The organism is Streptomyces sp. NPDC046862 (assembly GCF_040704615.1).
Taxonomy (GTDB): domain Bacteria; phylum Actinomycetota; class Actinomycetes; order Streptomycetales; family Streptomycetaceae; genus Streptomyces.
Map to the genome: position 1 here is coordinate 147909 of NZ_JBEYXP010000022.1, position 21204 is coordinate 169112.

A 21204-nucleotide genomic window follows, 5' to 3' on the forward strand; every position below is an offset into this window, starting at 1 on the left:
ACGTCAGACGCCCGCGGGCTCCGGCTCCTGCACCGGCGTGCCCGTCTTCGCCGTCTTCTTCCCCGCGCGCTTCTTCGCCCGGCGCTCCTTGCGGAGCTCGATCATGGCGTAGAGGGTCGGGACCAGGAGAAGGGTCAGCAGGGTGGACGTGATCAGGCCACCGATCACGACCACCGCCAGCGGCTGCGCGATGAAGCCGCCCTCGCCGGTGACGCCGAGCGCCATCGGGAGCAGGGCGAAGATCGTCGCCAGGGCCGTCATCAGGATCGGGCGCAGCCGGTGGCGGCCGCCCTCGACGACAGCCTCGACGACGCCGTAACCCTGCTTGCGGTACTGGTTGATGAGGTCGATCAGGACGATCGCGTTCGTCACCACGATGCCGATCAGCATCAGCATGCCGATCATCGCGGGGACACCCATCGGGGTACCCGTGGCGACCAGCAGTCCGAGTGCGCCGGTCGCCGCGAACGGGATGGAGACCAGCAGGATCAGCGGCTGCACGAGGGAGCGGAACGTCGCGACCAGCAGCATGAACACGATCGCGATCGCCGCCAGCATCGCCAGACCCAGGTTCGCGAACGCGTCGTCCTGGTCCTGCGAGACACCGCCGATCTCGGCCGTGGCACCCTCCGGAAGCTTCAGCGCGTTCAGCTTGGAGGTGAGCTGCGTGCTCACCGCACCCGTGTTGTCACCGGTCGGCTTGGCCGTGATGGTGGCCGCGCGCTGACCGTCGATGCGGGTCATGGAGACCGGGCCGTCGACCAGCTTCACGTCCGCGATGTCGCCCAGCTTCACGGGACCGAGGCGGAGGGCCTTCAGCTCGTCCATGGTGTCCGCCGGCTTCGCCGACTTCACCACGATGTCCCGCTCCGTGTCGTCCAGGATCGCCCGGCCGCTCGTGGTGCCGCGCACCGCCTGGGCGACGGCCGCGCCGAGCGTGGTGTCGTCGAAGCCGGCCGCGGCCGCCTTGTCGTTGGCCCTCACGGAGATCCGTGGCACGCTCGTCGCCAGGTCGCTCGTGACGTCGGTGACGTCGTCGAGCTTGGCGACCTCGTCACGGACCTCGTCCGCTGCCTTGCGCAGCACGTCGCCGTCGGCGGCCTTCACGACCACGCTCAGGTCCTGGTTGCCGAAGCCGTCGCCGGCCGCGATCGTCGTCGTACCGATGCCGGAGAGCTCCCCGAGTCCCTTCTCGATACGGTCCTGGACGGCCTCGGCCGAGGCCGAGTCCTCCAGCATGACCGTGTACGACGCCTGGTTGGTGTCCGTACCGCCGCCGAAGGCCGCCAAGAAGCCGGACGAGCCGATGGTGACCTGGTAGTCCTTGACGCCGTCGATGCCCGAGAGCATCTTCTCGACCTTCTTCGCCGCCACGTCCGTCGCCGCCAGGCTGGTGCCCGGCTTCAACTCCTGCTTGACGTTGAGGACTTCCTGCTCGCCCTGGTCGAAGAAGTTCGTCTTGAGCAGCGGGGTCATGGCGAAGGTGCCGATCAGGACCACCACGGCGATCGCCACGCTCGTCAGACGGCGGCGGGTCGCGAAGCGCAGGACAGGGACGTAGAGGCGCTGGAGCCGGCTCTTCGCCTCCTTCTCCTCGGCCTTGCGGCGGGCCTCCTCGGCGTCCTCGGGCGTGCCCTTCGGGGCGCGCAGGAACCAGTACGACAGCACCGGGACGACCGTCAGCGACACCACGAGGGAGGCGAGGAGAGCCGCCGTCACCGTCAGGGAGAACGAGCCGAACAGCTCGCCCACCATGCCGCCGGTCAGGCCGATCGGGAGGAAGACCGCGACCGTGGTGAGCGTCGAGGACGTGACCGCGCCCGCGACCTCGCGTACCGCCTTGAGGATCGCCTCCTGGCGCTCCTCGCCGTAGCCGAGGTGGCGCTTGATGTTCTCCAGGACCACGATCGAGTCGTCGACGACCCGGCCGATGGCGATGGTGAGCGCGCCGAGCGTGAGCATGTTCAGGGAGAGGTCGCGGGTCCACAGGACGATCAGGGCCAGGACGACGGAGAGCGGGATGCTCACGGCCGTCACCAGCGTCGAGCGGATCGACGCGAGGAAGACCAGGATGACGAGGACCGCGAAGACGAGGCCCAGAGCGCCCTCGGTCGTCAGGCCCTCGATGGACTTGGCGACCGCCGGGCCCTGGTCGCTGACGACGGTGATCGTCGTCCCCGAGCCGAGGTCCTTGCGCATGCCGGGCAGCGCGTCCTCGACGGCGTCCGAGATGGCGACCGCGCTGCCGTCGCGGTCCATCGTGACGCTCACGGCGAGGCTCGGCTTGCCGTCGGTCCGCGTGATGGAGTCGGCGCGGGCCTCCTGCTCCTTGACGGTGGCGACGTCACCGAGGCGCACGGGCTTCTTCGCACCGCCGGTCGCGGCACCGCCGGGCGCCCCCTGACCGGTGACCATCAGGTCCTCGATCTGCTTCAGCGAGGTGTAGCCGCCGCCGACCTGGACGGTGTGGTTGGCGCCGTCCTCGTCGAACGAGCCGGCCGGGACGGTCGCGCCGCCCGCCTGGAGGGCCTGGCCGAGCGCGGCCGACGTGATGCCGGCCTGAGCGAGCTTCTTGTCGTCGGGCGTGACGGTGACCTGCAGGTCCCGTACGCCGTCGACCGTCACCTGGCCGACGCCGTCGATGGCCTTGAGGTCGGGTACGACGGTCCGGTCGAGCTTGTCGGCGAGGGCCTGCTGGTCCTGGCCGGAGCCGGAGCTGACGGCGAGGACGACGGTCGGGATGTCGTCCGTCGAACCGGCGACGACCTGAGGGTCGACGTCGTCCGGGAGCTGGACGCGGGCCCGGTTCACGGCCTGCTGGACATTGGCGACCAGCTGGTCGGTGCCCTGGCCGTAGTCGAAGGAGGCCATGATCAGGGCGTTGCCCTCACTGGCCGTGGAGGTGACGCCCGTGATGCCGTCGACGGCTTCCAGGCTGTCCTCGATGGGTTCGACGACCTGCTTCTCGACCACGTCGGGCGAGGCGCCCTGGTAGGGCGCGAGGACGGACACCATGGGAAGTTCGATGGTGGGCAGCAGCTGCTGCTTGAGCTGGGGTATCGCGATCGCCCCGAAGGCGAGCGCGATGATCGACATCAGGCCGATCAAGGCCCGTTGTGCGAGGCTGAATCGGGACAGCCAGGACATGGGTCAGGGTCTCTCTTCTGGGAGCGGCAGAAGCGGGCGTGCCCGCGGAACGCTTGCCGCGGGGTGAAGCACACGGGTGCCTGTGCTGCACATGTGAGCACCCGCCCTTACACCCTGAGCCATGGCAGAGCCCCCACTTGTAGGCCCCAGGTCCATTTCCTTATACGGCGCATACTCCGGCCGCAGTACACCCGGGTTGAGGTCACTCCACCCTTGGGCGTACGAGTCCGGACTCGTACGCGATCACCACGAGTTGGGCCCGGTCGCGGGCGCCGAGCTTGGCCATGGCCCGGTTGACGTGCGTCTTCACGGTCAGCGGGCTCACCTCGAGCCGTTCGGCGATCTCGTCGTTGGAGTGCCCGCCCGCGACCTGGACGAGGACCTCGCGTTCCCGGCCGGTCAGGGAGCCGAGGCGCTCGGAGCGGGCGGGGTCGCGCCCGTCGTCGTCTGCGTCGCCCTGGGCGAGGAACCTGGCGATGAGCCCCTTCGTGGCGGCCGGCGACAGCAGTGCCTCGCCGCTCGCCGCGACCCGGATGGCGTTGAGCAGCTCCTCGGGCTCCGAGCCCTTGCCGAGGAAGCCGGAGGCCCCGGCGCGCAGCGACTGCACCACGTACTCGTCGACCTCGAACGTCGTCAGCATGACCACGCGGACGTGGGCGAGCGCGGGGTCTGCGGTGATGAGCCGGGTGGCGGCGAGCCCGTCGGTGCCCGGCATGCGGATGTCCATCAGCACCACGTCCGCCCGCTCACCGCGGGCGAGTTCCACGGCCTCCGCCCCGTCCGAGGCCTCCCCCACGACCTCCATGTCCGGCTCGGAGTCGACGAGCACACGGAAGGCGCTGCGCAGGAGCGCCTGGTCGTCGGCGAGCAGGACGCGGATGGTCATGCGGTGTTCCCCCCGGTCGGTCACAGCTGGGTCGGTCGTACGGGCCCGCCCGCGGCGGTCACGCGGTGTCCTCGGCCGGGGCGGTACGACTGCTGACCGGAAGGATCGCATGCACGCGGAAGCCGCCTCCGTAGCGGGGGCCCGCGGTGCAACTGCCGCCGAGGGCGGTGACGCGTTCGCGCATCCCGAGCAGTCCGTGGCCGCCACGGCCGTCGTCGTCCTCGGGGGCGGTGTGTTCTCCGCCGCCGTTGTCGAGCACGGTGACCTCGATGTTCGGTCCCACACGTACGACGCTGACCTCGGCCTTCGCTTCGGGCCCCGCGTGTTTCTGGACGTTGGTGAGGGCCTCCTGGATCACCCGGTACGCGGCGAGGTCGACGGCGGCCGGGAGGGCGGTGCCGTGGTCGGCACGGGCGACCTCGACGGGCAGTCCCGCGTTGCGGAAGGTGGCGGCGAGTTCGTCGAGCCGGTTCAGCCCGGGGGCGGGCTCGGTGGGGGCCTCGGGGTCTCCCGACTGCCGCAGCAGGCCGACCGTGGCGCGGAGCTCGTTGAGCGCTGAACGGCTGGCCTCGCGGACGTGGGCGAGGGCCTCTTTCGCCTGGTCGGGCCGCTTGTCCATGACGTGGGCGGCGACCCCGGCCTGGACGTTGACGAGGGCGATGTGATGGGCGACCACGTCGTGCAGGTCGCGGGCGATGCGCAGGCGTTCCTCGGCGACCCGGCGGCGGGCCTCCTCCTCGCGGGTGCGTTCGGCGCGTTCGGCGCGTTCCCTGATGGCGTGGACGAAGGCGCGGCGGCTGCGTACGGCGTCTCCGGCGGCGGCGGCCATGCCGGTCCAGGCGAAGATGCCGAGGTTCTCCTGCTCGTACCAGGGCAGGGGGCCGGCGAGCATGGCGGTGCCCGTCAGGGTGGTCATGGTGAGCAGGCCGACGCGCCAGGTGGTGGGGCGGTCGGTGGTGGAGGCGACCGTATAGAGGGCGACTACGGCGGACATCGCGACCGGGGCGCGGGGATCGCCGTTCACGAGCTCCAGGAGGGTGAAGCCGGCCGTGACCGCCAGTACGGTCCTGGGGGCGCGGCGGCGCAGGACGAGGGCGGTCGCGCTCAGTGTCATCAGGGTGACGCCGAGGGCGTCCGGGGTGCGGGCGCCCCACTTCGCCCCGTGGTCGGCGTTCGGGTCGACGAACGAACCGGCCAGCATGCAGACCAGCACGGCGGCCGCCAGGGCCGCGTCCAGCGCCAAGGGGTGCGTTTTCAGCCAGTGGCGGGCGTGGAGGAGGGTGCTCACGGTTTCACACGGTACGGGGCCCTGCCGGGGGCGGAACAGGTACGGGGGTGTTGGGGATGGGTGGGTTGGTGCGGGTTGAGTGTGGCTGGTCGCGCAGTTCCCCGCGCCCCTGAAAGACCGGGCCGTCCCCCGCGGCCCTGAAAGGCGCGCACTTCCCCGCGCCCCTAAAAAGCCGCAGTTCCCCGCGGCCCTGAAGACCAGCCCCGGCCGGGAAAATTCAGCGCCACCCCGCACCATCCAGCCCCTCCGGCGATTGAGGAGCGGGGTCCGGGGCGGAGCCCCGGGGAAGGGACGGGTAGGGGCGGCGGGGGCGAAGGACGCCGGGGTCGGGTCAGGTCGCGCCCGGGATCAGGCCGTCGTCGCTCAGGAGGTCGCGGACCTGGTCCAGGGTCGCGTCGGCGGCCGGGAGGATGAGACCGGAGGGCTCAAGGGTGTCGTCCGGCAGCGGCGTGCCCAGTTCGCGGACCTTGTCCAGGAGCGAGTGGAGGGTGCGGCGGAAGCCGGGGCCGTCGCCGCTCTCCATCTCCACGAGCAGTTCGTCGTCGAGCCTGTTCAGTTCGGTGAGGTGGCTGTCGTCCAGCCTCACCTGCCCCTCCCCCATGATCCGTACGATCATGTCGCCCTCCTCAGGCGTGGGACGCGGACCGTCAGCCGGTCACTGCTTGTCGAAGCGTGGGGTGTCCTGCTGCTGGGACTGCGACTGCTGGGAGGTGTTGTCCGCGCCGCCCTCGATCGCCTGCTGCGAGGACGAGCCTCCCGCCAGCTCCGCCTTCATGCGCTGCAGCTCCAGCTCTACATCCGTACCACCGGACAGCCGGTCCAGCTCGGCCTGGATGTCGTCCTTGGCCATGCCGGAGGGGTCGTCGAGGGCGCCCGAGGCGAGCAGCTCGTCGATGGCGCCCGCCCGCGCCTGGAGCTGGGCCGTCTTGTCCTCGGCCCGCTGGATGGCCAGTCCGACGTCGCCCATCTCCTCGGAGATGCCGGAGAAGGCCTCGCCGATCCGGGTCTGCGCCTGGGCCGCCGTGTACGTCGCCTTGATGGTCTCCTTCTTGGTGCGGAAGGCGTCCACCTTGGCCTGGAGCCGCTGGGCCGCCAGGGTGAGCTTCTCCTCCTCGCCCTGCAACGTCGTGTGCTGCGTCTCCAGGTCCGTCACCTGCTGCTGGAGCGCCGCACGGCGCGAGAGCGCCTCACGGGCCAGGTCCTCGCGACCCAGCGCGAGCGCCTTGCGGCCCTGGTCCTCCAGCTTGGACGACTGGGACTGGAGCTGGTTCAGCTGAAGTTCCAGGCGCTTGCGCGAGGTCGCGACGTCCGCGACACCGCGGCGCACCTTCTGGAGCAGCTCCAGTTGCTTCTGATACGAGTAATCGAGGGTTTCGCGCGGGTCCTCGGCCCGGTCAAGGGCCTTGTTCGCCTTCGCGCGGAAGATCATCCCCATACGCTTCATGACACCGCTCATGGGCTTCGCGCGCCCCCTTCTGACGGACTCCAGCTCACAGGTCTGCGACAGAACCCACAGTACGGGCCCTGCATCCATTACCGCACTGTTCGGGGACGGATGCGCTCATCCCCAAGGACGACTGCGTACGGCACTGCTCCGGCGTAGGGAGTAGGTGCCTCCCGGGGTTGTGTACGGGACGGGCCCCGGAATTCCTCAGCTCCCTCGGGGGCGGGCCGTCGCCGGCCTTCCCTTTCAGGCCACTCTGTCCCCCTACATGACGAGCGGTGTTGCCGGATCGTTCCCCGCCCGGCTGCGGTCCATGCCGGGAAACCCCGTACCCTTGGGTTTCGTGTTCCGTAGCCGCGCCAAGAGCGAGAAGGACACGGCCGCCGAGAAGGCGCCCGTGAACAACTCCCAGCAGACCCGTGACCCGCAGGCCAAGAAGGGCCGACCCACGCCCAAGCGCAGTGAGGCCCAAGGCCAGCGCCGAAGCGTCGCCAACACGCCGACGTCGCGCAAGGAGGCCTCCAAGCGTGCCCGCGACGATCGCCGGGCCGCGATGGAGAAGCAGCGCCAGGCGCTGGCGGGCGGTGACGAGCGCTACCTGCCCGTGCGCGACAAGGGCCCCGTGCGGAAGTTCGCGCGGAACTTCGTGGACTCGCGGTTCTCCATCGCGGAGTTCTTCCTGCCGCTGGCCGTGGTCATCCTCGTGCTGAGCATGGTGCGGGTGGCGTCGCTGCAGAACATCGCGCTGCTGCTGTGGCTCTTCGTGATCGTGCTGATCGTGGTCGACTCGTTCTGGATCGCCTTCCGTCTGAAGAAGCAGCTCAGCGAGCGCTTCCCCAACGAGAACAGGCGCGGGGCCGTCGCCTACGCGCTGATGCGCACCCTCCAGATGCGTCGCCTCCGGCTGCCGAAGCCGCAGGTCAAGCGCGGAGAGCGGCCCTGAGCACGACGTCCTTCTCCGGGGGCGCGGCGGATGCCTGGCTGAGCAAGGTGGGCGGGCTGCGTGACGTCGTACGGCAGGAGCTGGTGGCCCGGCAGCTCGACGAGCAGATAGCCGGGCGGTTCCCCGTCGGGCAGCGGCTGCGGGTGCTGGACGTCGGCATGGGACAGGGCACCCAGGCACTGCGGCTGGCCCGGGCCGGGCACAAGGTGACCGGGGTCGAGCAGGACGCGACGATGCTCGCCGTGGCCCGCGAGGCCCTCGCCGGTGAGCCCGAGGGGATAAGGAGCCGCGTCCGGCTGGTCGAGGGCGACGGCCGGGACACGGGCGTGCACTTCCTGCCGGGCAGCTTCGACGTGGTGCTGTGCCACGGCGTGCTCATGTACCTGGAGGACCCGGACGCGCTGCTGGCGGGCCTGGCGCGGATGCTCGCCCCCGGAGGGCTCCTCTCCCTCCTCGTACGCAACGGTGACGCGCTCGCCATGCGGCCGGGCCTGGCCGGCGACTGGGCGACCGCGCTGGCATCCTTCGACAGCACCGCGTACACGAACCGTCTGGGCCTCGACGTGCGCGCCGACCGCCTCGACGCCCTCACGTCGACCCTCGCGGGCATCGGCGCCCCGCTCCACGCCTGGTACGGCGTCCGGGTCTTCACGGACCTCGCCGCCGACGACGCCCCCGCCCCTCAGGACATGGACGCGCTGCTGGCGGCGGAGGAGCGGGCAGGACGGACGGATCCGTACCGCGCGGTGGCGGCTCTGCTGCATCTGTGCGGGGTGCGGGGCTAGCGCCGTACCCCCGGGGCCCGTTCGGGTGCCCACCGGGAGCCGGGGGCGGACGGCGACGTGAGACTCGGGCCATGGACGTTCTCCGTGCCCGTGACGCCCGCCGCGGTCGTCTCCGTGCCCGTTCCCCCGCCCTGCGGCGGCTCCTTCCCGTGGCCGTCCTCGCCGTCGTCTGCGGCCTGCTCCCCGGCTGCTCCGGTGACGCGGCGCCGGGCGCCGCGGGCAGGTCCACCACCGCCCGGGCGGCCGTCCCCCTGCAGCCGGGCGATCTGCAGGGCGCCTACCAGAAGGTGGTCAGGAACGTGCTGCCCTCGGTCGTGCAGATCCAGGCGGGCGACCACCTGGGCTCGGGAGTGGTCTACGACGACAGGGGGCACGTCGTCACGAACGCGCACGTCGTGGGGAACGAGCAGAAGTTCCGGGTGACGATCGCCAACAGTGAGGTCGAGCTGGGCGCGACCCTCGTGTCCTCGTACCCGCAGCAGGACCTCGCCGTCGTGAAGCTGGACCGGGTGCCGGACGGGCTCAGGGCGGCCAGGTTCGGGGACTCCGGCAAGGTCGAGGTGGGGCAGATCGTCCTCGCCATGGGCTCACCACTCGGGCTGTCCTCCAGCGTGACCGAGGGGATCGTCTCGGCGACCGGGCGGACCGTGAGCGAAGGGAACGACGACGGGGGGACGGGCGCGACCATCGCGAACATGGTGCAGACGTCCGCCGCGATCAACCCGGGCAACAGCGGCGGAGCCCTCGTCGGCCTCGACGGCCTGGTGATCGGCATCCCCACACTCGCCGCCGTCGAGCCGGACCTGGGCGGAGAGGCGGCGCCCGGGATCGGTTTCGCCATCCCCTCCTCGACGGTGACGAACATCGCCGACCAGATCGTGAAGAACGGCAGGGTCACCGACTCGGGGCGGGCCGCGCTCGGCATCACGGGCCGTACGGTCGTCGGCGGCGACTTCCAGCCCGACGGGGTCGCCGTCGTCGAGGTCAAGGACGGCGGCGCGGCCGACCAGGCGGGCATTCGGTCCGGCGACGTCATCACCCGGTTGGGTGACACGGACATCACCACGCTCACGTCGCTCTCCGAGGCCCTGGCGGTCGAACAGCCCGGGGACCGGACGACGGTCGCGTACAGGAGAAACGGGAACAGCAAGACGGTCGCCGTGACGCTGGGCGAACTGTAGCCCCGCACCCCGAACGGGGCACGGGGCCGTGGTGACCGTTACTCCCCTACTCCCCGTGCTACTCCCCGTGCAGACTCATCGGCCCGTAGATCTGCGTCGCGTCCTCGAACAGGCGGACCTGGTCGGCGCCCCCTTCCTGAAGGGCCTTCCAGTGCTCACCGATCCAGGACTCGGCATCCCCCTGCGTGGTGAAGTCGTCCGGCTGCACCGAGGGCTGGACCTCCGCCCCGTCGGCCTTCTCGAACCGCCACGTCCATGCCGCCATGTGAGCCTCCGTAAGTACCGGCCCGGCACCGAACACAGTACCGAGCAAGATCCGGTTCCTTCGCAGAGCCTAGTCGGACGCGCAAGACCTGCGCGGATTTGACGGGACACGGGAAAATCAGGCGCGTGGAACTGACACTGCTCGGCACCGGCGCCCCCGAAGGCCTCCCCCGCCCCGACTGTCCCTGCGCGGCCTGCGCGAACTCGCTCGGTACCGACACGCGCGCGGCGACCGCGCTGTTGCTCGACGGCACGCTGCTGCTCGACCTGACCCCAGGCGCCGCCCTCGCCGCCGCACGCTCCGGGCACACGCTGGCCGGTGTACGGCAGGTGCTGCTCTCGCATCCGCACGAGGGACCCGCCGTCGAGGTCCCGGCGGGGCTGCCGCAGCCCGGACGGGTGCCGGACGGGAGGGAGTTGGCGCTGCTGACCGGGCATCGGGTGCGGGCGGTGGCGATGGACGCGCCGGGCACGGGGTACGCGGTGACGGGACCGGACGGCCAGCGGCTGCTGTACCTGCCGCCGGGCGCGGCACCGGCGGGGATCGAGGAGCGGTCCACCGAGCCGTACGACATGGTCCTCGCCGATGTCGTGGGGCGGCCGGACGCGCTGGCCCGGCTGCGGGCGGTGGGGGCCGTGGGCCCGGCGACCGACGTGGTCGCCGTGCATCTCGACCACGACGTGCCGCCGGGCGCCGAACTCGGCCGCCGGCTGGCGGCCGCGGGAGCGCGGGCCGTCCCGGACGGTACGACGCTGACCGTGGGCGTCTACGAGGACGTACCGGACGTGCCGCGCCGCACCCTCGTGCTGGGCGGGGCGCGCTCGGGGAAGTCGGTGGAGGCCGAGCGGCGCCTGGAGTCGTTCCCGGACGTGCTGTACGTGGCGACGGGCGGCGTGCGGGGCGGGGACAGCGAGTGGGCGGCCCGTGTCACCACTCACCGTGAGCGGCGGCCCGGCTCCTGGCGCACCGTCGAGACCTGCGATCTCGTGCCGTTGCTGAAGGGCGACGGAACGCCCCTGCTGATCGACTGTCTGTCGCTGTGGCTGACGGACGTGATGGACTCCGTCGGCGCCTGGGACGACGCCGAGTGGGCCGGCGGCGGTGAGCGGGCGCTGCGGGCGCGGACGCGGGAACTGACCGAGGCTCTGCGCGAGACCCGCCGTACGGTCGTCGCGGTGTCGAACGAGGTGGGCTCGGGGATCGTGCCCGCGACGGCGTCCGGGCGCCGCTACCGGGACGAGCTCGGGCGCCTGAACGCGGCGTTCGCGGGCGAGTGCGAGCACGTGCTGCTGGTGGTGGCGGGGCAGGCGCTTTCGCTACGCGGATGAGGCCGCGCGGATCTTCGCCGGTCTGCGCACGATGATCCGGTACGCGTTCGAGAAGCGGGTGCGGCTCAGCAGCGGGGCGAGGCCGACATCCAGGGCCGAGGCCGCCGCCAGGAGGGGCGCGCAGGCCCGGGTCAGCGTCGACCGGGCGCGCCGGCGGACCAGCGCCAGACAGAGGGCGCCGGTCAGGTCGTAGGGGACATGGGGGGCGGCCCGGTCCGTGGCGACGACCGTGCAGCCCCGCGTCCGCAGTTCCCGCTCCAGGTTCGCGAGCGGCATCAGGTGCAGGTGGCGCGGCTGGTCGTACGCCACCCACCAGCTGCCGAGCAACGTGGCGAACGCGCAGGCGGGGTCCGGGACTTCGACGAGGAGATGGCCGCCGGGGCGGAGCACGTCGAGGGCGGCGCGCAGTTCGGCGCGGGGGTCGGGGGTGTGCTCCAGGTGGTGGAACATGCTGACCACGTCGTAGCGGCCGCGCAGCCGTCCGGCGATCTCCGGGTCGGTGAGCAGTCCCTGGTGCGCCTCCTCGATCCGCCCGGCGGCACGGGCCCGCTGCACGCGCGCTGTGGCGTCGAGCCCGTCGAAGGAGGTGTACGCGTGCACCTCCCTCGCGGTCTCCGGGAAGTGCCCGTGACCGGTGCCGACGTCGAGCCAGCTCTCGGGCTCGGGGTACGGGAGCATGGCGCGGGCGGCGGCCTGGTGGCGCCGCCGGATGCCGCGGGCGCCGAGGGCGCGTTCGACGGAGGGGTCGGGGCGGCCGCGGGTGTCCCGGGCGGCCATCGCCTGGGCCGTGATCCGGGGGTTCTGGAAGGCGTGGCCGCACTCCCGGCACTCGTCGACCACGAACGGGCCCGGCGTGCGGCGTGCCGGGTCGGGCGTGCGGACGCGGGTGCGCAACCGCCGTGCACCGCACCAGGGGCAGTCGTCTCGGCGCGGTTCGTGGAACGGCCCGGGGGGCGGCTCGTGTGGTGGCTCGTGTGACCGCTCGTGTGACTGCTCGTGGGACGACATCGCGGCTCCTGCGTCGATCGAGCGACATCTCAGCTGTGCGACATTCCGGATTCCGGAAGAAGACATTCGGGACATCAGACATTCAAGACAAAGGGAACGTATGGGATCGGCATCCCGGGTGCAATGACGTGGTGACGATGTGGCGCCGTCGTGTTCGATCGCTGCCGGTACTGTTCGGCGAATGAGCTCGCTTAATCTCGACGACTTCACCGATCTGATCGAGCGCCCCGACGGCGGGGTGCGCCGCGACGCCGAGGCGCGGCGGGAACGGCAGATCGTGCCGCCCGGAGCGCTGGGGCGCCTCGACGACCTGGGCGAGTGGCTGGCGGCGGCGCAGTCCTCCGTTCCGGTGCGGCCGGTCACCCGGCCGCGTGTGGTGCTGTTCGCGGGTGACCACGGGGTCGCCGGACTCGACGTCTCCGCGCGGCCCGCGGGCACGGCGCACGAGCTGGTGCGGGCGGTGCTCGACGGGGCGAGTCCGGTGTCGGTGCTGGCCCGGCGGCTCGACGTGCCGGTGCGGGTGGTGGACATGGCGCTCGACTGCGCGCCGGAGGAGCTGCCGGACGAGGTCGTACGGCACCGGGTGCGGCGCGGGTCCGGGCGGATCGACGTCGAGGACGCGCTGACCCTGGAGGAGGCCGAGGCGGCCTTCCTGGCGGGGGTCGCGGTCGCGGACGAGGAGGCCGACTCCGGTACGGATCTGGTGGTGCTCGGCGATGTGAGCGTCGGGGGGACCACGCCGGCGGCGGTGCTGGTCGCGGCGCTGTGCGGCACGGACGCGTCGGTCGTCACCGGGCGGGGTGGCCGGGCGATCGACGACCTGGCGTGGATGCGCAAGTGCGCGGCCGTGCGGGACGCGCTGCGGCGGGCCCGGCCGGTGCTCGGGGACCAGTTGCAGTTGCTGGCGGCGGTGGGCGGTGCCGACCTGGCCGCGATGACGGGCTTCCTGCTCCAGAGCGCCGTGCGCAAGACCCCGGTGATCCTGGACGGCGTCGTGTCGGCCGCGTGCGCGCTCGTCGGCCAGCGGGTCGCGTTCCGGGCGCCCGACTGGTGGCTGGCCGGCCAGAACAGCGGCGAGCCGGCCCAGGCGAAGGCCCTCGACCGCATGGCCATCGAGCCCCTCCTCGACCACGGAGTGGCCGTCGGCGAGGGCGCGGGCGCGCTCTTGGCCCTGCCGTTGGTCCAGGCGGCGGCGGCCTTGGCGGCGGAGCTGCCGGAACGCTCCGCGGAGCCGGAGGGGTCGGCGGAGCCGGAGAAGTCGACGGAGCCGGAGAAGTCGGTAGAGGAGGAGTAACCGCGACGGCTGTCCGGCCGGGGGCGTTTGGGCGGCTTTCCAGCCGTTGTGGCTCGGGCGCCTGCCGTTTCGTCGTGGGTCGGGGGCGCGCCGGGAGGTCTCCGTCCTCGGTCCGGCGGTGAGGTGGGTGTGCGAGGTTCTCGGCGGCGGACGCCGGCCGCTGCGGGCGGACACCTCCCGGCACACCCCCTCACGTGCGTACGCGACCGCGGGTACGTGGGGGCGGGCGTTGCCTTCGGCGCGTTGCGGCGTCGGGTGCGGCGGGGCTTTCAAGGGGCGCGGGGAACTGCGCGACCAGCCACCAACGCGCCCGCAGCCGCCAACAAACAGAACCCGGCAGACGGTGGGTAGGGGTGCGCTGTGCCGGCGGTACGTGGCGTCGAGGGGTGCGCGCGCTTTTCAAGGGGCGCGGGGAACTGCGCGACCAGCCACCAACGCGCCCGCAGCCGCCAACAAACAGAACCCGGCAGACGGCGGGTAGGGGTGCGCTGTGCCGGCGGTACGTGGCGTCGAGGGGTGCGCGCGCTTTTCAGGGGCGCGGGGAACTGCGCGACCAGCCACGACCAACCCGCAGCCGTCCACCGGCAGGAACCCGGCAGGAATCCGGCAGACGAGAACGCACCCGCCTCCCGGAGGGAGAGAGGCGGATCACCTCGGGCTCGCTCAACTTCCCCGTGTCCCGTCCGGTCTTCGAAAGCGGCACCCATCGACTGGATGAGTGCCCGCACGGGGACGGAGGACTGGCACATGAGGGTCCGCGACGGGGTCGTCCGACTGTTCCGAGCCGAGTGGGGACGGCTGTACGACACGGTGCGCCCGGTGGTCGTACGGAAGCGCTGGAGATCCGTACCGCTGGCCCTCACCGCGGTGACCCTCACCGCGCTCCTGCACTTCGCGCACGGCCGGCCGTGGGGCCACGGCTTCGTGGAGGGGATCGGAGCCGTACGCGCCGAGGATCCCCTCTGGCTCGCCCTGCTGCGCACCCCGTTCTCCCTGTTCGTACCGGCCCTGGACCTGCCGGTGTGGGGCGGGCTCCTGCAGATCCTGGTCGTGTTCGGGATCGCGGAGATCTGCCTGGGCCGCCGCCGGACGCTCGCCGTCGCGTACGTCGCCACGCTGGCCGGCACGCTGTACGCGCGTGTGGGCGTCGCGCTGGGCCCGGACGTCCTGTTCGGGTTGCCCGCGTCGGACGGGCGGGTCGTGGACACCGGGCCGTCGGCCGCCGTGGTGGGGCTCGCCGTGTTCGTGGGCCGGCGCTACGGCGCGCACGCCACGACGGCGGGCGTGGTCGTGGCGATGGTCGTCGAGGTACTGCTGAAGGAGAACCTGGCGGGCAAGGAGCACCTGGCGGCGATCGCGGCGGTGCTGGCGGTGTGCGCGGTCTCCGAGTGGCGTCAGCGGCGGTCGGCGGTGTGGGTGGAGTCCACCGCGGGTGCGTCGGGGGCACCGCCGATCCAGTCCTGAAACTTGCGGCCCAGCACCACCCAGCGGCGGTCGTGATGGTAGGCGCGCAGCTGGGACTTGGCGCGGGTGCGCGGGCGGCCGCGGTAGAAGCGCTTGGCCCACGGGGAGCCGGGGCGGGCCACCCGGAGCGCGCCGATGACGGCGATGAAGGGCACGATCACGCCGAAGATCGCGAGGCGGGCCTTGCCCTTGCTGAGGGCGAGCAGCGCGAAGAGGAAGTTGAGCGCGACGGTGAGGACCGCCCCGCCCCGGCCGGCCATTTCGTCGTCGCTGAGGTTGTTGACCCCGAACGGCAGGAACCCGAGGAGCACCAGGCCGACGAGCGCCGCCGTCAGCACCACCATCTCGACGCTCTTGCGGCCCTGTTCGCTCCAGTACACGTCGTCGAGGTGGAGGATCAGCGCGAACTCGTCCAGCACCAGGCCCACCCCCACCCCGAACAACACGGCACACAGGGCGGCGCCGAACCCGTTCCGGCCGCTGGCCACCGCGCCGAAGCCGCCGCTGATCGTCAGCAGGACCCCGGGGACCACGTGGTGGATGTGCACGCCACCGGAGTCGATGTTGCGGAACGGCCCCTTGCCCGCGCGGATCATGCGGGTGATGACCCGGGTGATCACGAACGTCAGCACGAAGGAGGTGAGGGCGAGCAGGAGGGGCAGCTTGCCTGGCTCGATGATGTTCCGCTGCAACCAGTGACCCATATGGGCACTTTAGCCAGATTTCAGCCCCTGCCTGTCCAGCGGCCCGCTCTTCCCGGCCCCGAGGCCGCCGGATACTCTGCGCCGGTGTCCACGCCGGTCTCCAAGAACTCCCTCCCCGACGGCCTCCGCTTCGCCTTCGGCACCCTGACCGTGCTGCCCGTGACGGTGGCCCGCTGGGACCGTGACGCCGCGCGCGCCGGGATGCTGTGTGCCCCGGTCGCCGGCCTGGTCGTCGGGCTCGCCTCCGCCGTCCTCGGCCTGCTGCTGCTCCTGCTCGGCGCGGGCCCCCTGCTCGCGGCCGTGGCCACCGCCGCCGTACCCGCCGCCCTGACCCGGGGCCTGCACCTCGACGGCCTCGCCGACACGGCCGACGGGCTCGGCAGCGGCAAGCCCGCCGAGGACGCGTTGCGGATCATGAAGCAGTCGGACATCGGCCCGTTCGGCGTGATCACCCTGGTCTTCGTCCTGCTCGCCCAGGTCGCCGCGCTCACCGAGGCGTACGGGGAGTCCTGGGGCCATGGCGCCCTCGCCGCGGTCGTTTCGGCGACCGCGGCCCGGCTCGCCCTGACCCTGGCCGCGCGCACGGGCGTGCCGCCGGCCCGGCCCGAGGGGCTGGGGGCGGCGGTCGCGGGCACGGTGCCCGTGCGGGACGCGCTGCTCGTGGCGGGACTGGTCGTGTGTGTCGCGGCCGGTGTGAGCACGCTCCTCGTGCCGTACGCCGCCGTCCTGCGTACGGTCCTCGCGGTCGTCCTCGCCTGTGCCGCCGCCGAGGCGCTGCTGGGGCACTGCACGCGCCGCTTCGGCGGGGTGACCGGCGATGTGTTCGGCGCGCTGGCGGAGACGGCGGCCACGGCGGCGCTGGTCGTGCTCACCCTCGGCTGACGGCTCTCAGCAGGCCCGCCGCCACACCCCCAACTCGTACTTCTTGAGCATCGAGCTCAGCCGCAGCCGCCGGGCCTCAGGGCAGAAGTCGCTGGTGGTGAGCTCGTACTCGACGTGGAAGACGGCCTTGTCCGCCTTGATGAAGGGCTTCATGTCCTTGCATTCCTCGTACTGGGCGCACTGTTCGTTGACCGCGAAGTCGAAGTCGCCGACGAGCTGGGGGATCTGGTCGAGGTCGTTCTTCAGGCCCACGGCCATGCCGCGTTCGTGGGCGAGGCGGGCTATGAGGCGGTTGTAGCGGAGCTGGTCGGCGGCCGTCAGGTCGAAGCCCGTGCGGTTCTTGTAGCCGTCCATGTTGTCCGGTTCCACCGCGTCGAAGCCCTTCTCCTCGCACATGTCGAGGCGGTCCGCCATGAGGGGTTCCAGGACGTCGGTGCGGCGGATGTCGAGCCAGCGCTCGCCCTCCCAGCCGTTGCCCCGGCCGAGGACGGACTTGGGGAAGTCGTCCGCGTCCGGGCGGAAGTCCTCCCACGCTCCCGTCGACAGGTAGCAGATGACCTTGCGGCCGTCGTCGTGGAGTTCGTCGACCGTGCCGGCCGGGTGGTCGAAGCCGTCGATGTCGTAGACGGGTACGTCGACGGAGGTGTCCAGGCGCCCGCTGAGCTGCCACTGCCAGGCGGTGCCGGGGCGGGGCCGCCACCGGTCCGTGTCTCCACCGCCCTCCGGCTGGTCGTCGGAGGCGGTCGTACAGGCCGTGAGCAGCACAAGCAGGGCGCACAGGACGAGCGGGCGTTTCACCGGGCGGGCTCCAAGGAGTACGGAAGGGTTCCCCAAGGATGATCTCCTGTGCCCGGCACGGCACAGTGCACGGAGGCCCCCCGCTCGCGGGCGAGTTCGCCGACCCCGGCGCCGGGCGGCACCCCGTACACGAGGTGGCACTGCCGTGGCCCGCCGCCCGTCCGGGGCGGCGGCCGCAGCCCCCGGTACGTCTCCCAGGTGCCCTCGAAGGTGACGAGCACGTCGGCGATGCGGGCGTACACGGGATGCGGCTGTGTGCCGTGGTTGAGGGCGAGGGTGCGGCAGCCCCCGCCCCACGCGGCCGAGGCGAGCCGCCGGTAGTAGTCGAACTGCTCGGGCCCGGCGGCCACTTGGTCCAGGAACGCGCCGTCCGCGCCGTACCAGGAGCGGTGCCGGGTGAGGTCCCGGACGACGGCGGCGACGGGGCGGCGGCCGTACGCGGTGTCGGTGTAGCCGAGGACGCGGACGCCCGCGTCCCGCAGCCGGGCCGCGACCTCGGCGAACGCCGGGTCGCGGTGTTCGCCGGAGCCGCTGGCCGGGTTCAGGACGACGCCGTACAGCCGGGGCGCGGCCGCGACGATGGCGTCCCATTCGGCGGGGCGTAAGGACGGGTGCTCGTAGTAGGGCACGAGAAGGGTGCGCGCCGGAGGGTGCGGGGGCCTTCCCGTCGCCGTTTCGGTGGGTGTTCTCATCGGTGTGCGGTCACCCTTCCCAGAGTCGTGCAGACGAGGGCCGCCTGGGCGCCGGCCGCCGTGCCGTACACGGCCAGGCCGATCCAGTGGAGGCCGCCCGCGCCGGTCGCCAGGGCCGTGGCCTGGGCGAACGCGGCGGCGCAGCACACCACGGTGGCGCCGGTCACCTCGCCGAACGACTGGAGCAGCAGACCCGTCCAGAGCACCACGCCCAGCAGGAGCAGCCCGGCGAGACGGACGCCGCCGGGCCCCGGTGCGTCCGGCCACAGGGTGGAGGTGGCGTGGGTGAGGACCAGCAGGGCGGCCAGGTAGGCGGCGAGGCACTCGACCAGGGTGAGGGCGGTGCCGCGCCGGAAGGCCCGCGCGGTGCTGCTGGAGCGCAGTCCGGCGAGGCTGCCGCTGCGGAACCGGTGGAGCAGCCATTCGGCGGGTCCCATGCTCAGCGTGAGCGCCACGGCGGCGGGCGCGGCGACCGCGCTGTGCTCGTCGCCGCTGATCACGTCCGCGAGCGCCGCGTACAGCACGAGGACACCGCTGCCGAGCCCGAAGAGGGCGTACGGGAGGGAGCCGGCGAGCCGGGGTCCGGCGGGTTTCTCCGGGGTGGCTCCGCGGGCGCCGAGAGGCAGCAGGCCGACGAGGCCCGCTCGCCGGCTCCCGTCGCCCGACTCACGTACGACGCCGGCTACTTCCCGTACGGCCAGCAACGCCACCGCGGCCAGGGAGCCCATCAGCAGCACCAGCCGGAACCAGGCGGGCACCGGCCGGGCCAGGGCGAGCACCGCGCCCGCCGCCATCGGCAGCAGGGCGGCGAGCAGGGCCCGTTCGCGGCCCAGCACCAGCAGGACGGTCGCGGCGCCCAGATAGCAGGACTGCCCGGCGGCGAAGGCGGCCGTGCCCGGCTCCCCGCGTCCCGCCACGGCGAGTGCCACCAGGGAGCCGAGCAGTGCGCCGAGCGGGGCTCCGACCAGCAGGGAGCGGCGGGCCGCGGACCGGTCGCCCAGCCCCAGCCAGGAGTACGCCCGGTGGGCGAGGCCCTGGTTCCAGGCCCAGCCGGACAGGGCCCCGGCGAGCAGCGGGACCGTACCGGCCGGGAGGCCCGGCCCGTCGTGCGGGCCGGCGAGGAGGGGCGCCCCCAGCACGTACCCGAGACCCGGCAGGGCGAAGACGACGCCCCGCAGCAGGCAGCCCAGCAGGCCGGTCCGCCAGGGATCGTGCGCCGGGCCGTCGGGTTCGGGGTAGCGGCGCTCGACGCGTTCGTACAGTTCCTCGGCGAGCGCGAAGGAGTCGCGGTAGCCGTAGCGCTCGCGGATCTGGTCGTCCGAGAGTCCGTCGGACTCCAGGAGCGCGGCTATCTCGTCCGGGTGCACGGCGGCCGCCGTGAAGTCACTGAGCCGCTCGGTGAGTTCGTCGACCGGATCGGGCCGGGCCCAGCGGGGCGACCGGTGGCGCCGGCGCGGGATGCCGGGCAGGGAGTCGCGCCGGACTCCGGGCCGCAGCCAGAGGGATTCGCTCACCAGCCGGTCCCGTTCGTCGCCACGGTCTGGTACCAGGGGTCGCGCAGTTCGAGGGTCCAGTCGGCGACGGTCTCCACGGCCGGCTCGTACGCCTCGGCCCGGCCCGCGAGCTCCAGGTAGACCGCCCGGAAGGCGTCGACGGAACGGCGCAGCGTGAAGCGGTCGATGACCCTCTGACGGGACAACTCGCCCAGCTTCAGACGTCGTTCGTCGTCGCGGAGCAGCGTGAGCGCCGCCGCGGCCATCTTCTCCGGCTCCCTCGGGGGGACGACGATTCCGGTGTCCCCGACCGCCTCGCTGACCCCGCCGACGTCCGTCGACACCGTCGTGCGGCCGCAGGACATGGCCTCGATGATCGAGAACGGGAAGCCCTCGGAGATGGACGACAGCATCACGACATGGCCCGCCGCGTACGCGCGCCACACCTCGCTGATGCGGCCCTCGAAGGTCAGCCCGTCGGTGACGCCCAGTTCGGCGGCCAGCTTCTCGAGCCGGGTCCGGTAGGCCTCGCCGCCCGGCGGCACGGGGCCGAAGAGGCGCAGCCTGGTCGCGGGGATCTCCGCGCGGACCATGGCGTACGCGCGGATCAGGGTCTCCAGGTCCTTGATGGGGTCGACGCGGCCGCACCAGGTGAGGGTCGGCACCTCGGGCTCGGGTCCGGCGTGCGGGAAGGCGTGCGGGTCGACGCCGTTGTAGACCGTGCGGATCTTGTCGCCGTCGGCGCCGCCGCGCTCCTCCCAGCGGCGGTTGTACTGGTTGCACGGCGTGATGAGGTCGGCCTCCCGGTAGCCGAGGGAGTTCAGCTCGCGGTAGAAGCCGAGCAGACACGCCTTCACGGGCCAGCGCTGAGCTTCGCACTTGTAGCCGAGGTAGCGCTCGCGCAGGTAGATGCCGTGTTCGGTCAGCAGGAAGGGCACGCCGTCGAGGCGGTGCGCGACCAGCGCGGGCAGGGTCGCCAGGCCGTTGCTGACGGCGTGCGCCACCGACTCCTCGGGGATGCGCGTGCCGAGCGGACGCAGCGCGTGCTCCAGCAGGTCGGTCGCGAGGAGCGCGTCGTGGACCGTGGGCCGGGCCTCCGCCGTCGGCAGGTGCGGCAGGGTCCAGATCCACATCAGGGAGCGCAGCGCCGACTCGGTGCGCAGGGCCGCCGACAGGTGTCCGGCGCGGGCGAGCCCGGCCAGTTCGAAGAGGGCGTCGCCGAAGTCGACTCGCGCCTCGGGGTCGAGGAAGGAGAGCAGGAAGCGCTCGTAGGCGTCGGTGAAGCGGCGCCGGGACCTGCCGTGGGGCGCCCTCCCGCGCCCGGGCCTCGGCCCCCAGGTGGGTACGGAGGTATGTCGGCGGACGTTGGGCGGCAGCTCCCAGGTCACGGGTTCGCGACCGCTGCCGGTGAGCGAGACGAGGTGGAAGTCCACCTCCGGCATGCCCTTGACGAGTTGGTCGCACCAGGTGCTGACCCCGCCGTGGACGTGCGGGTACGTGCCTTCGGTGAGCATGGTGACGTGACGTCCGGTACGCATGCGCTGCGCTGCTCCCCCCTGTTGTGCGGATGATGTCTGGGGAACTGCATGCCGGGCCCCGACT

General features: G+C 72.4%; 19 protein-coding genes. 7 read left to right on the plus strand and 12 right to left on the minus strand.

The genetic code is table 11. From position 1 onward, the window contains the following. Window positions 1-3 precede the first annotated feature (3 nt). The 5 genes from AB0959_RS24840 to AB0959_RS24860 form a co-directional block, all read right to left on the minus strand. Window positions 4-3147 (minus strand): efflux RND transporter permease subunit, encoded by a 3144-nt coding sequence (locus AB0959_RS24840; protein WP_366828713.1) that lies wholly within the window; start codon window positions 3145-3147, stop codon window positions 4-6. A 202-nt stretch (window positions 3148-3349) separates the two neighbouring features. Further along, a complete protein-coding gene (locus AB0959_RS24845) occupies window positions 3350-4033 on the minus strand; it encodes a response regulator transcription factor (protein ID WP_366828714.1) in 684 nt (227 codons plus the stop codon). 58 nt (window positions 4034-4091) lie between these two features. Continuing rightward, entirely contained in the window at window positions 4092-5321 is a 1230-nt protein-coding gene (locus AB0959_RS24850; RefSeq protein WP_366828715.1) for a sensor histidine kinase, read from the minus strand. A gap of 331 nt (window positions 5322-5652) precedes the next feature. Next, entirely contained in the window at window positions 5653-5937 is a 285-nt protein-coding gene (locus AB0959_RS24855; RefSeq protein WP_366828716.1) for a hypothetical protein, read from the minus strand. Window positions 5938-5976: 39 nt separating this feature from the next. Next, a complete protein-coding gene (locus tag AB0959_RS24860; RefSeq protein ID WP_366828717.1) occupies window positions 5977-6777 on the minus strand; it encodes a PspA/IM30 family protein in 801 nt (266 codons plus the stop codon). 301 nt (window positions 6778-7078) lie between these two features. Here AB0959_RS24860 and AB0959_RS24865 point away from each other — a divergent pair, with 301 nt between their 5' ends. From AB0959_RS24865 to AB0959_RS24875, 3 genes are all read left to right on the plus strand, one after another. Next, window positions 7079-7708: a DUF3043 domain-containing protein gene (locus AB0959_RS24865; protein ID WP_366828748.1), complete on the plus strand. Its 630-nt coding sequence runs from the start codon at window positions 7079-7081 to the stop codon at window positions 7706-7708. Window positions 7709-7791: 83 nt separating this feature from the next. Beyond that, window positions 7792-8493, plus strand: coding sequence for a methyltransferase domain-containing protein (locus tag AB0959_RS24870; protein WP_366828749.1), 702 nt, complete (start codon window positions 7792-7794; stop codon window positions 8491-8493). A 71-nt stretch (window positions 8494-8564) separates the two neighbouring features. Continuing rightward, window positions 8565-9674 (plus strand): trypsin-like peptidase domain-containing protein, encoded by a 1110-nt coding sequence (locus tag AB0959_RS24875; protein WP_366828718.1) that lies wholly within the window; start codon window positions 8565-8567, stop codon window positions 9672-9674. Window positions 9675-9732: 58 nt separating this feature from the next. Here the strand turns inward: AB0959_RS24875 and AB0959_RS24880 are convergent, their stop codons facing one another. Next, a complete protein-coding gene (locus tag AB0959_RS24880) occupies window positions 9733-9939 on the minus strand; it encodes a hypothetical protein (protein WP_366828719.1) in 207 nt (68 codons plus the stop codon). A gap of 125 nt (window positions 9940-10064) precedes the next feature. Between AB0959_RS24880 and AB0959_RS24885 the strand changes: the two genes are divergently transcribed. Then, window positions 10065-11267 (plus strand): bifunctional adenosylcobinamide kinase/adenosylcobinamide-phosphate guanylyltransferase, encoded by a 1203-nt coding sequence (locus AB0959_RS24885; protein ID WP_366828720.1) that lies wholly within the window; start codon window positions 10065-10067, stop codon window positions 11265-11267. Here the strand turns inward: AB0959_RS24885 and AB0959_RS24890 are convergent. Then, on the minus strand, window positions 11256-12161 hold the full coding sequence (locus tag AB0959_RS24890; protein WP_366828721.1) for a class I SAM-dependent methyltransferase: 906 nt from the start codon (window positions 12159-12161) through the stop codon (window positions 11256-11258). The genes AB0959_RS24885 and AB0959_RS24890 overlap by 12 nt on opposite strands. A 295-nt stretch (window positions 12162-12456) precedes the next feature. Between AB0959_RS24890 and cobT the strand changes: the two genes are divergently transcribed. Together cobT and AB0959_RS24900 are read left to right on the plus strand one after the other, a co-directional pair. Next, on the plus strand, window positions 12457-13569 hold the full coding sequence (cobT, locus tag AB0959_RS24895; protein WP_366828722.1) for a nicotinate-nucleotide--dimethylbenzimidazole phosphoribosyltransferase: 1113 nt from the start codon (window positions 12457-12459) through the stop codon (window positions 13567-13569). Between the two features lie 747 nt (window positions 13570-14316). After that, a complete protein-coding gene (locus AB0959_RS24900) occupies window positions 14317-15033 on the plus strand; it encodes a hypothetical protein (protein ID WP_366828750.1) in 717 nt (238 codons plus the stop codon). Here the strand turns inward: AB0959_RS24900 and AB0959_RS24905 are convergent. Continuing rightward, a complete protein-coding gene (locus AB0959_RS24905) occupies window positions 14964-15737 on the minus strand; it encodes a hypothetical protein (protein ID WP_366828723.1) in 774 nt (257 codons plus the stop codon). The two genes, AB0959_RS24900 and AB0959_RS24905, sit on opposite strands and share 70 nt — an antisense overlap. Window positions 15738-15821: 84 nt before the next feature. Between AB0959_RS24905 and AB0959_RS24910 the strand changes: the two genes are divergently transcribed. Beyond that, the gene (locus tag AB0959_RS24910; protein ID WP_366828724.1) at window positions 15822-16619 is read left to right on the plus strand and encodes an adenosylcobinamide-GDP ribazoletransferase; all 798 of its coding nucleotides are present in this window, start codon (window positions 15822-15824) and stop codon (window positions 16617-16619) included. 6 nt (window positions 16620-16625) lie between these two features. Here AB0959_RS24910 and AB0959_RS24915 read toward each other — a convergent pair whose 3' ends face one another. The 4 genes from AB0959_RS24915 to pelF are packed head-to-tail and all read right to left on the minus strand — an operon-like array spanning window position 16626 to window position 21140. Beyond that, window positions 16626-17417: an endo alpha-1,4 polygalactosaminidase gene (locus AB0959_RS24915; protein ID WP_366828725.1), complete on the minus strand. Its 792-nt coding sequence runs from the start codon at window positions 17415-17417 to the stop codon at window positions 16626-16628. Then, window positions 17414-18109 (minus strand): spherulation-specific family 4 protein, encoded by a 696-nt coding sequence (locus tag AB0959_RS24920; RefSeq protein WP_366828726.1) that lies wholly within the window; start codon window positions 18107-18109, stop codon window positions 17414-17416. Before AB0959_RS24920 ends, AB0959_RS24915 begins: the two co-directional genes overlap by 4 nt. Next, complete coding sequence (locus AB0959_RS24925) at window positions 18106-19623, minus strand: hypothetical protein (RefSeq protein ID WP_366828728.1); 1518 nt, start codon at window positions 19621-19623, stop codon at window positions 18106-18108. The genes AB0959_RS24920 and AB0959_RS24925 overlap by 4 nt, the downstream gene beginning before the upstream one ends. Beyond that, window positions 19620-21140, minus strand: coding sequence for a GT4 family glycosyltransferase PelF (gene pelF / locus AB0959_RS24930; RefSeq protein ID WP_366828729.1), 1521 nt, complete (start codon window positions 21138-21140; stop codon window positions 19620-19622). Before pelF ends, AB0959_RS24925 begins: the two co-directional genes overlap by 4 nt. Between the last annotated feature and the right edge of the window lie 64 nt (window positions 21141-21204).

Bases quoted from the DNA above. Each gene is read 5' to 3' on its own strand.
- AB0959_RS24840 (WP_366828713.1), bottom strand. From the start codon at position 3,147: ATGTCCTGGCTGTCCCGATTCAGCCTCGCACAACGGGCCTTGATCGGC.
- AB0959_RS24845 (WP_366828714.1), bottom strand. From the start codon at position 4,033: ATGACCATCCGCGTCCTGCTCGCCGACGACCAGGCGCTCCTGCGCAGC.
- AB0959_RS24855 (WP_366828716.1), bottom strand. From the start codon at position 5,937: ATGATCGTACGGATCATGGGGGAGGGGCAGGTGAGGCTGGACGACAGC.
- AB0959_RS24860 (WP_366828717.1), bottom strand. From the start codon at position 6,777: ATGAGCGGTGTCATGAAGCGTATGGGGATGATCTTCCGCGCGAAGGCG.
- AB0959_RS24865 (WP_366828748.1), top strand. From the start codon at position 7,079: ATGCCGGGAAACCCCGTACCCTTGGGTTTCGTGTTCCGTAGCCGCGCC.
- AB0959_RS24875 (WP_366828718.1), top strand. From the start codon at position 8,565: ATGGACGTTCTCCGTGCCCGTGACGCCCGCCGCGGTCGTCTCCGTGCC.
- AB0959_RS24880 (WP_366828719.1), bottom strand. From the start codon at position 9,939: ATGGCGGCATGGACGTGGCGGTTCGAGAAGGCCGACGGGGCGGAGGTC.
- cobT (WP_366828722.1), top strand. From the start codon at position 12,457: ATGAGCTCGCTTAATCTCGACGACTTCACCGATCTGATCGAGCGCCCC.
- AB0959_RS24900 (WP_366828750.1), top strand. From the start codon at position 14,317: ATGAGGGTCCGCGACGGGGTCGTCCGACTGTTCCGAGCCGAGTGGGGA.
- AB0959_RS24905 (WP_366828723.1), bottom strand. From the start codon at position 15,737: ATGGGTCACTGGTTGCAGCGGAACATCATCGAGCCAGGCAAGCTGCCC.
- AB0959_RS24920 (WP_366828726.1), bottom strand. From the start codon at position 18,109: ATGAGAACACCCACCGAAACGGCGACGGGAAGGCCCCCGCACCCTCCG.
- pelF (WP_366828729.1), bottom strand. From the start codon at position 21,140: ATGCGTACCGGACGTCACGTCACCATGCTCACCGAAGGCACGTACCCG.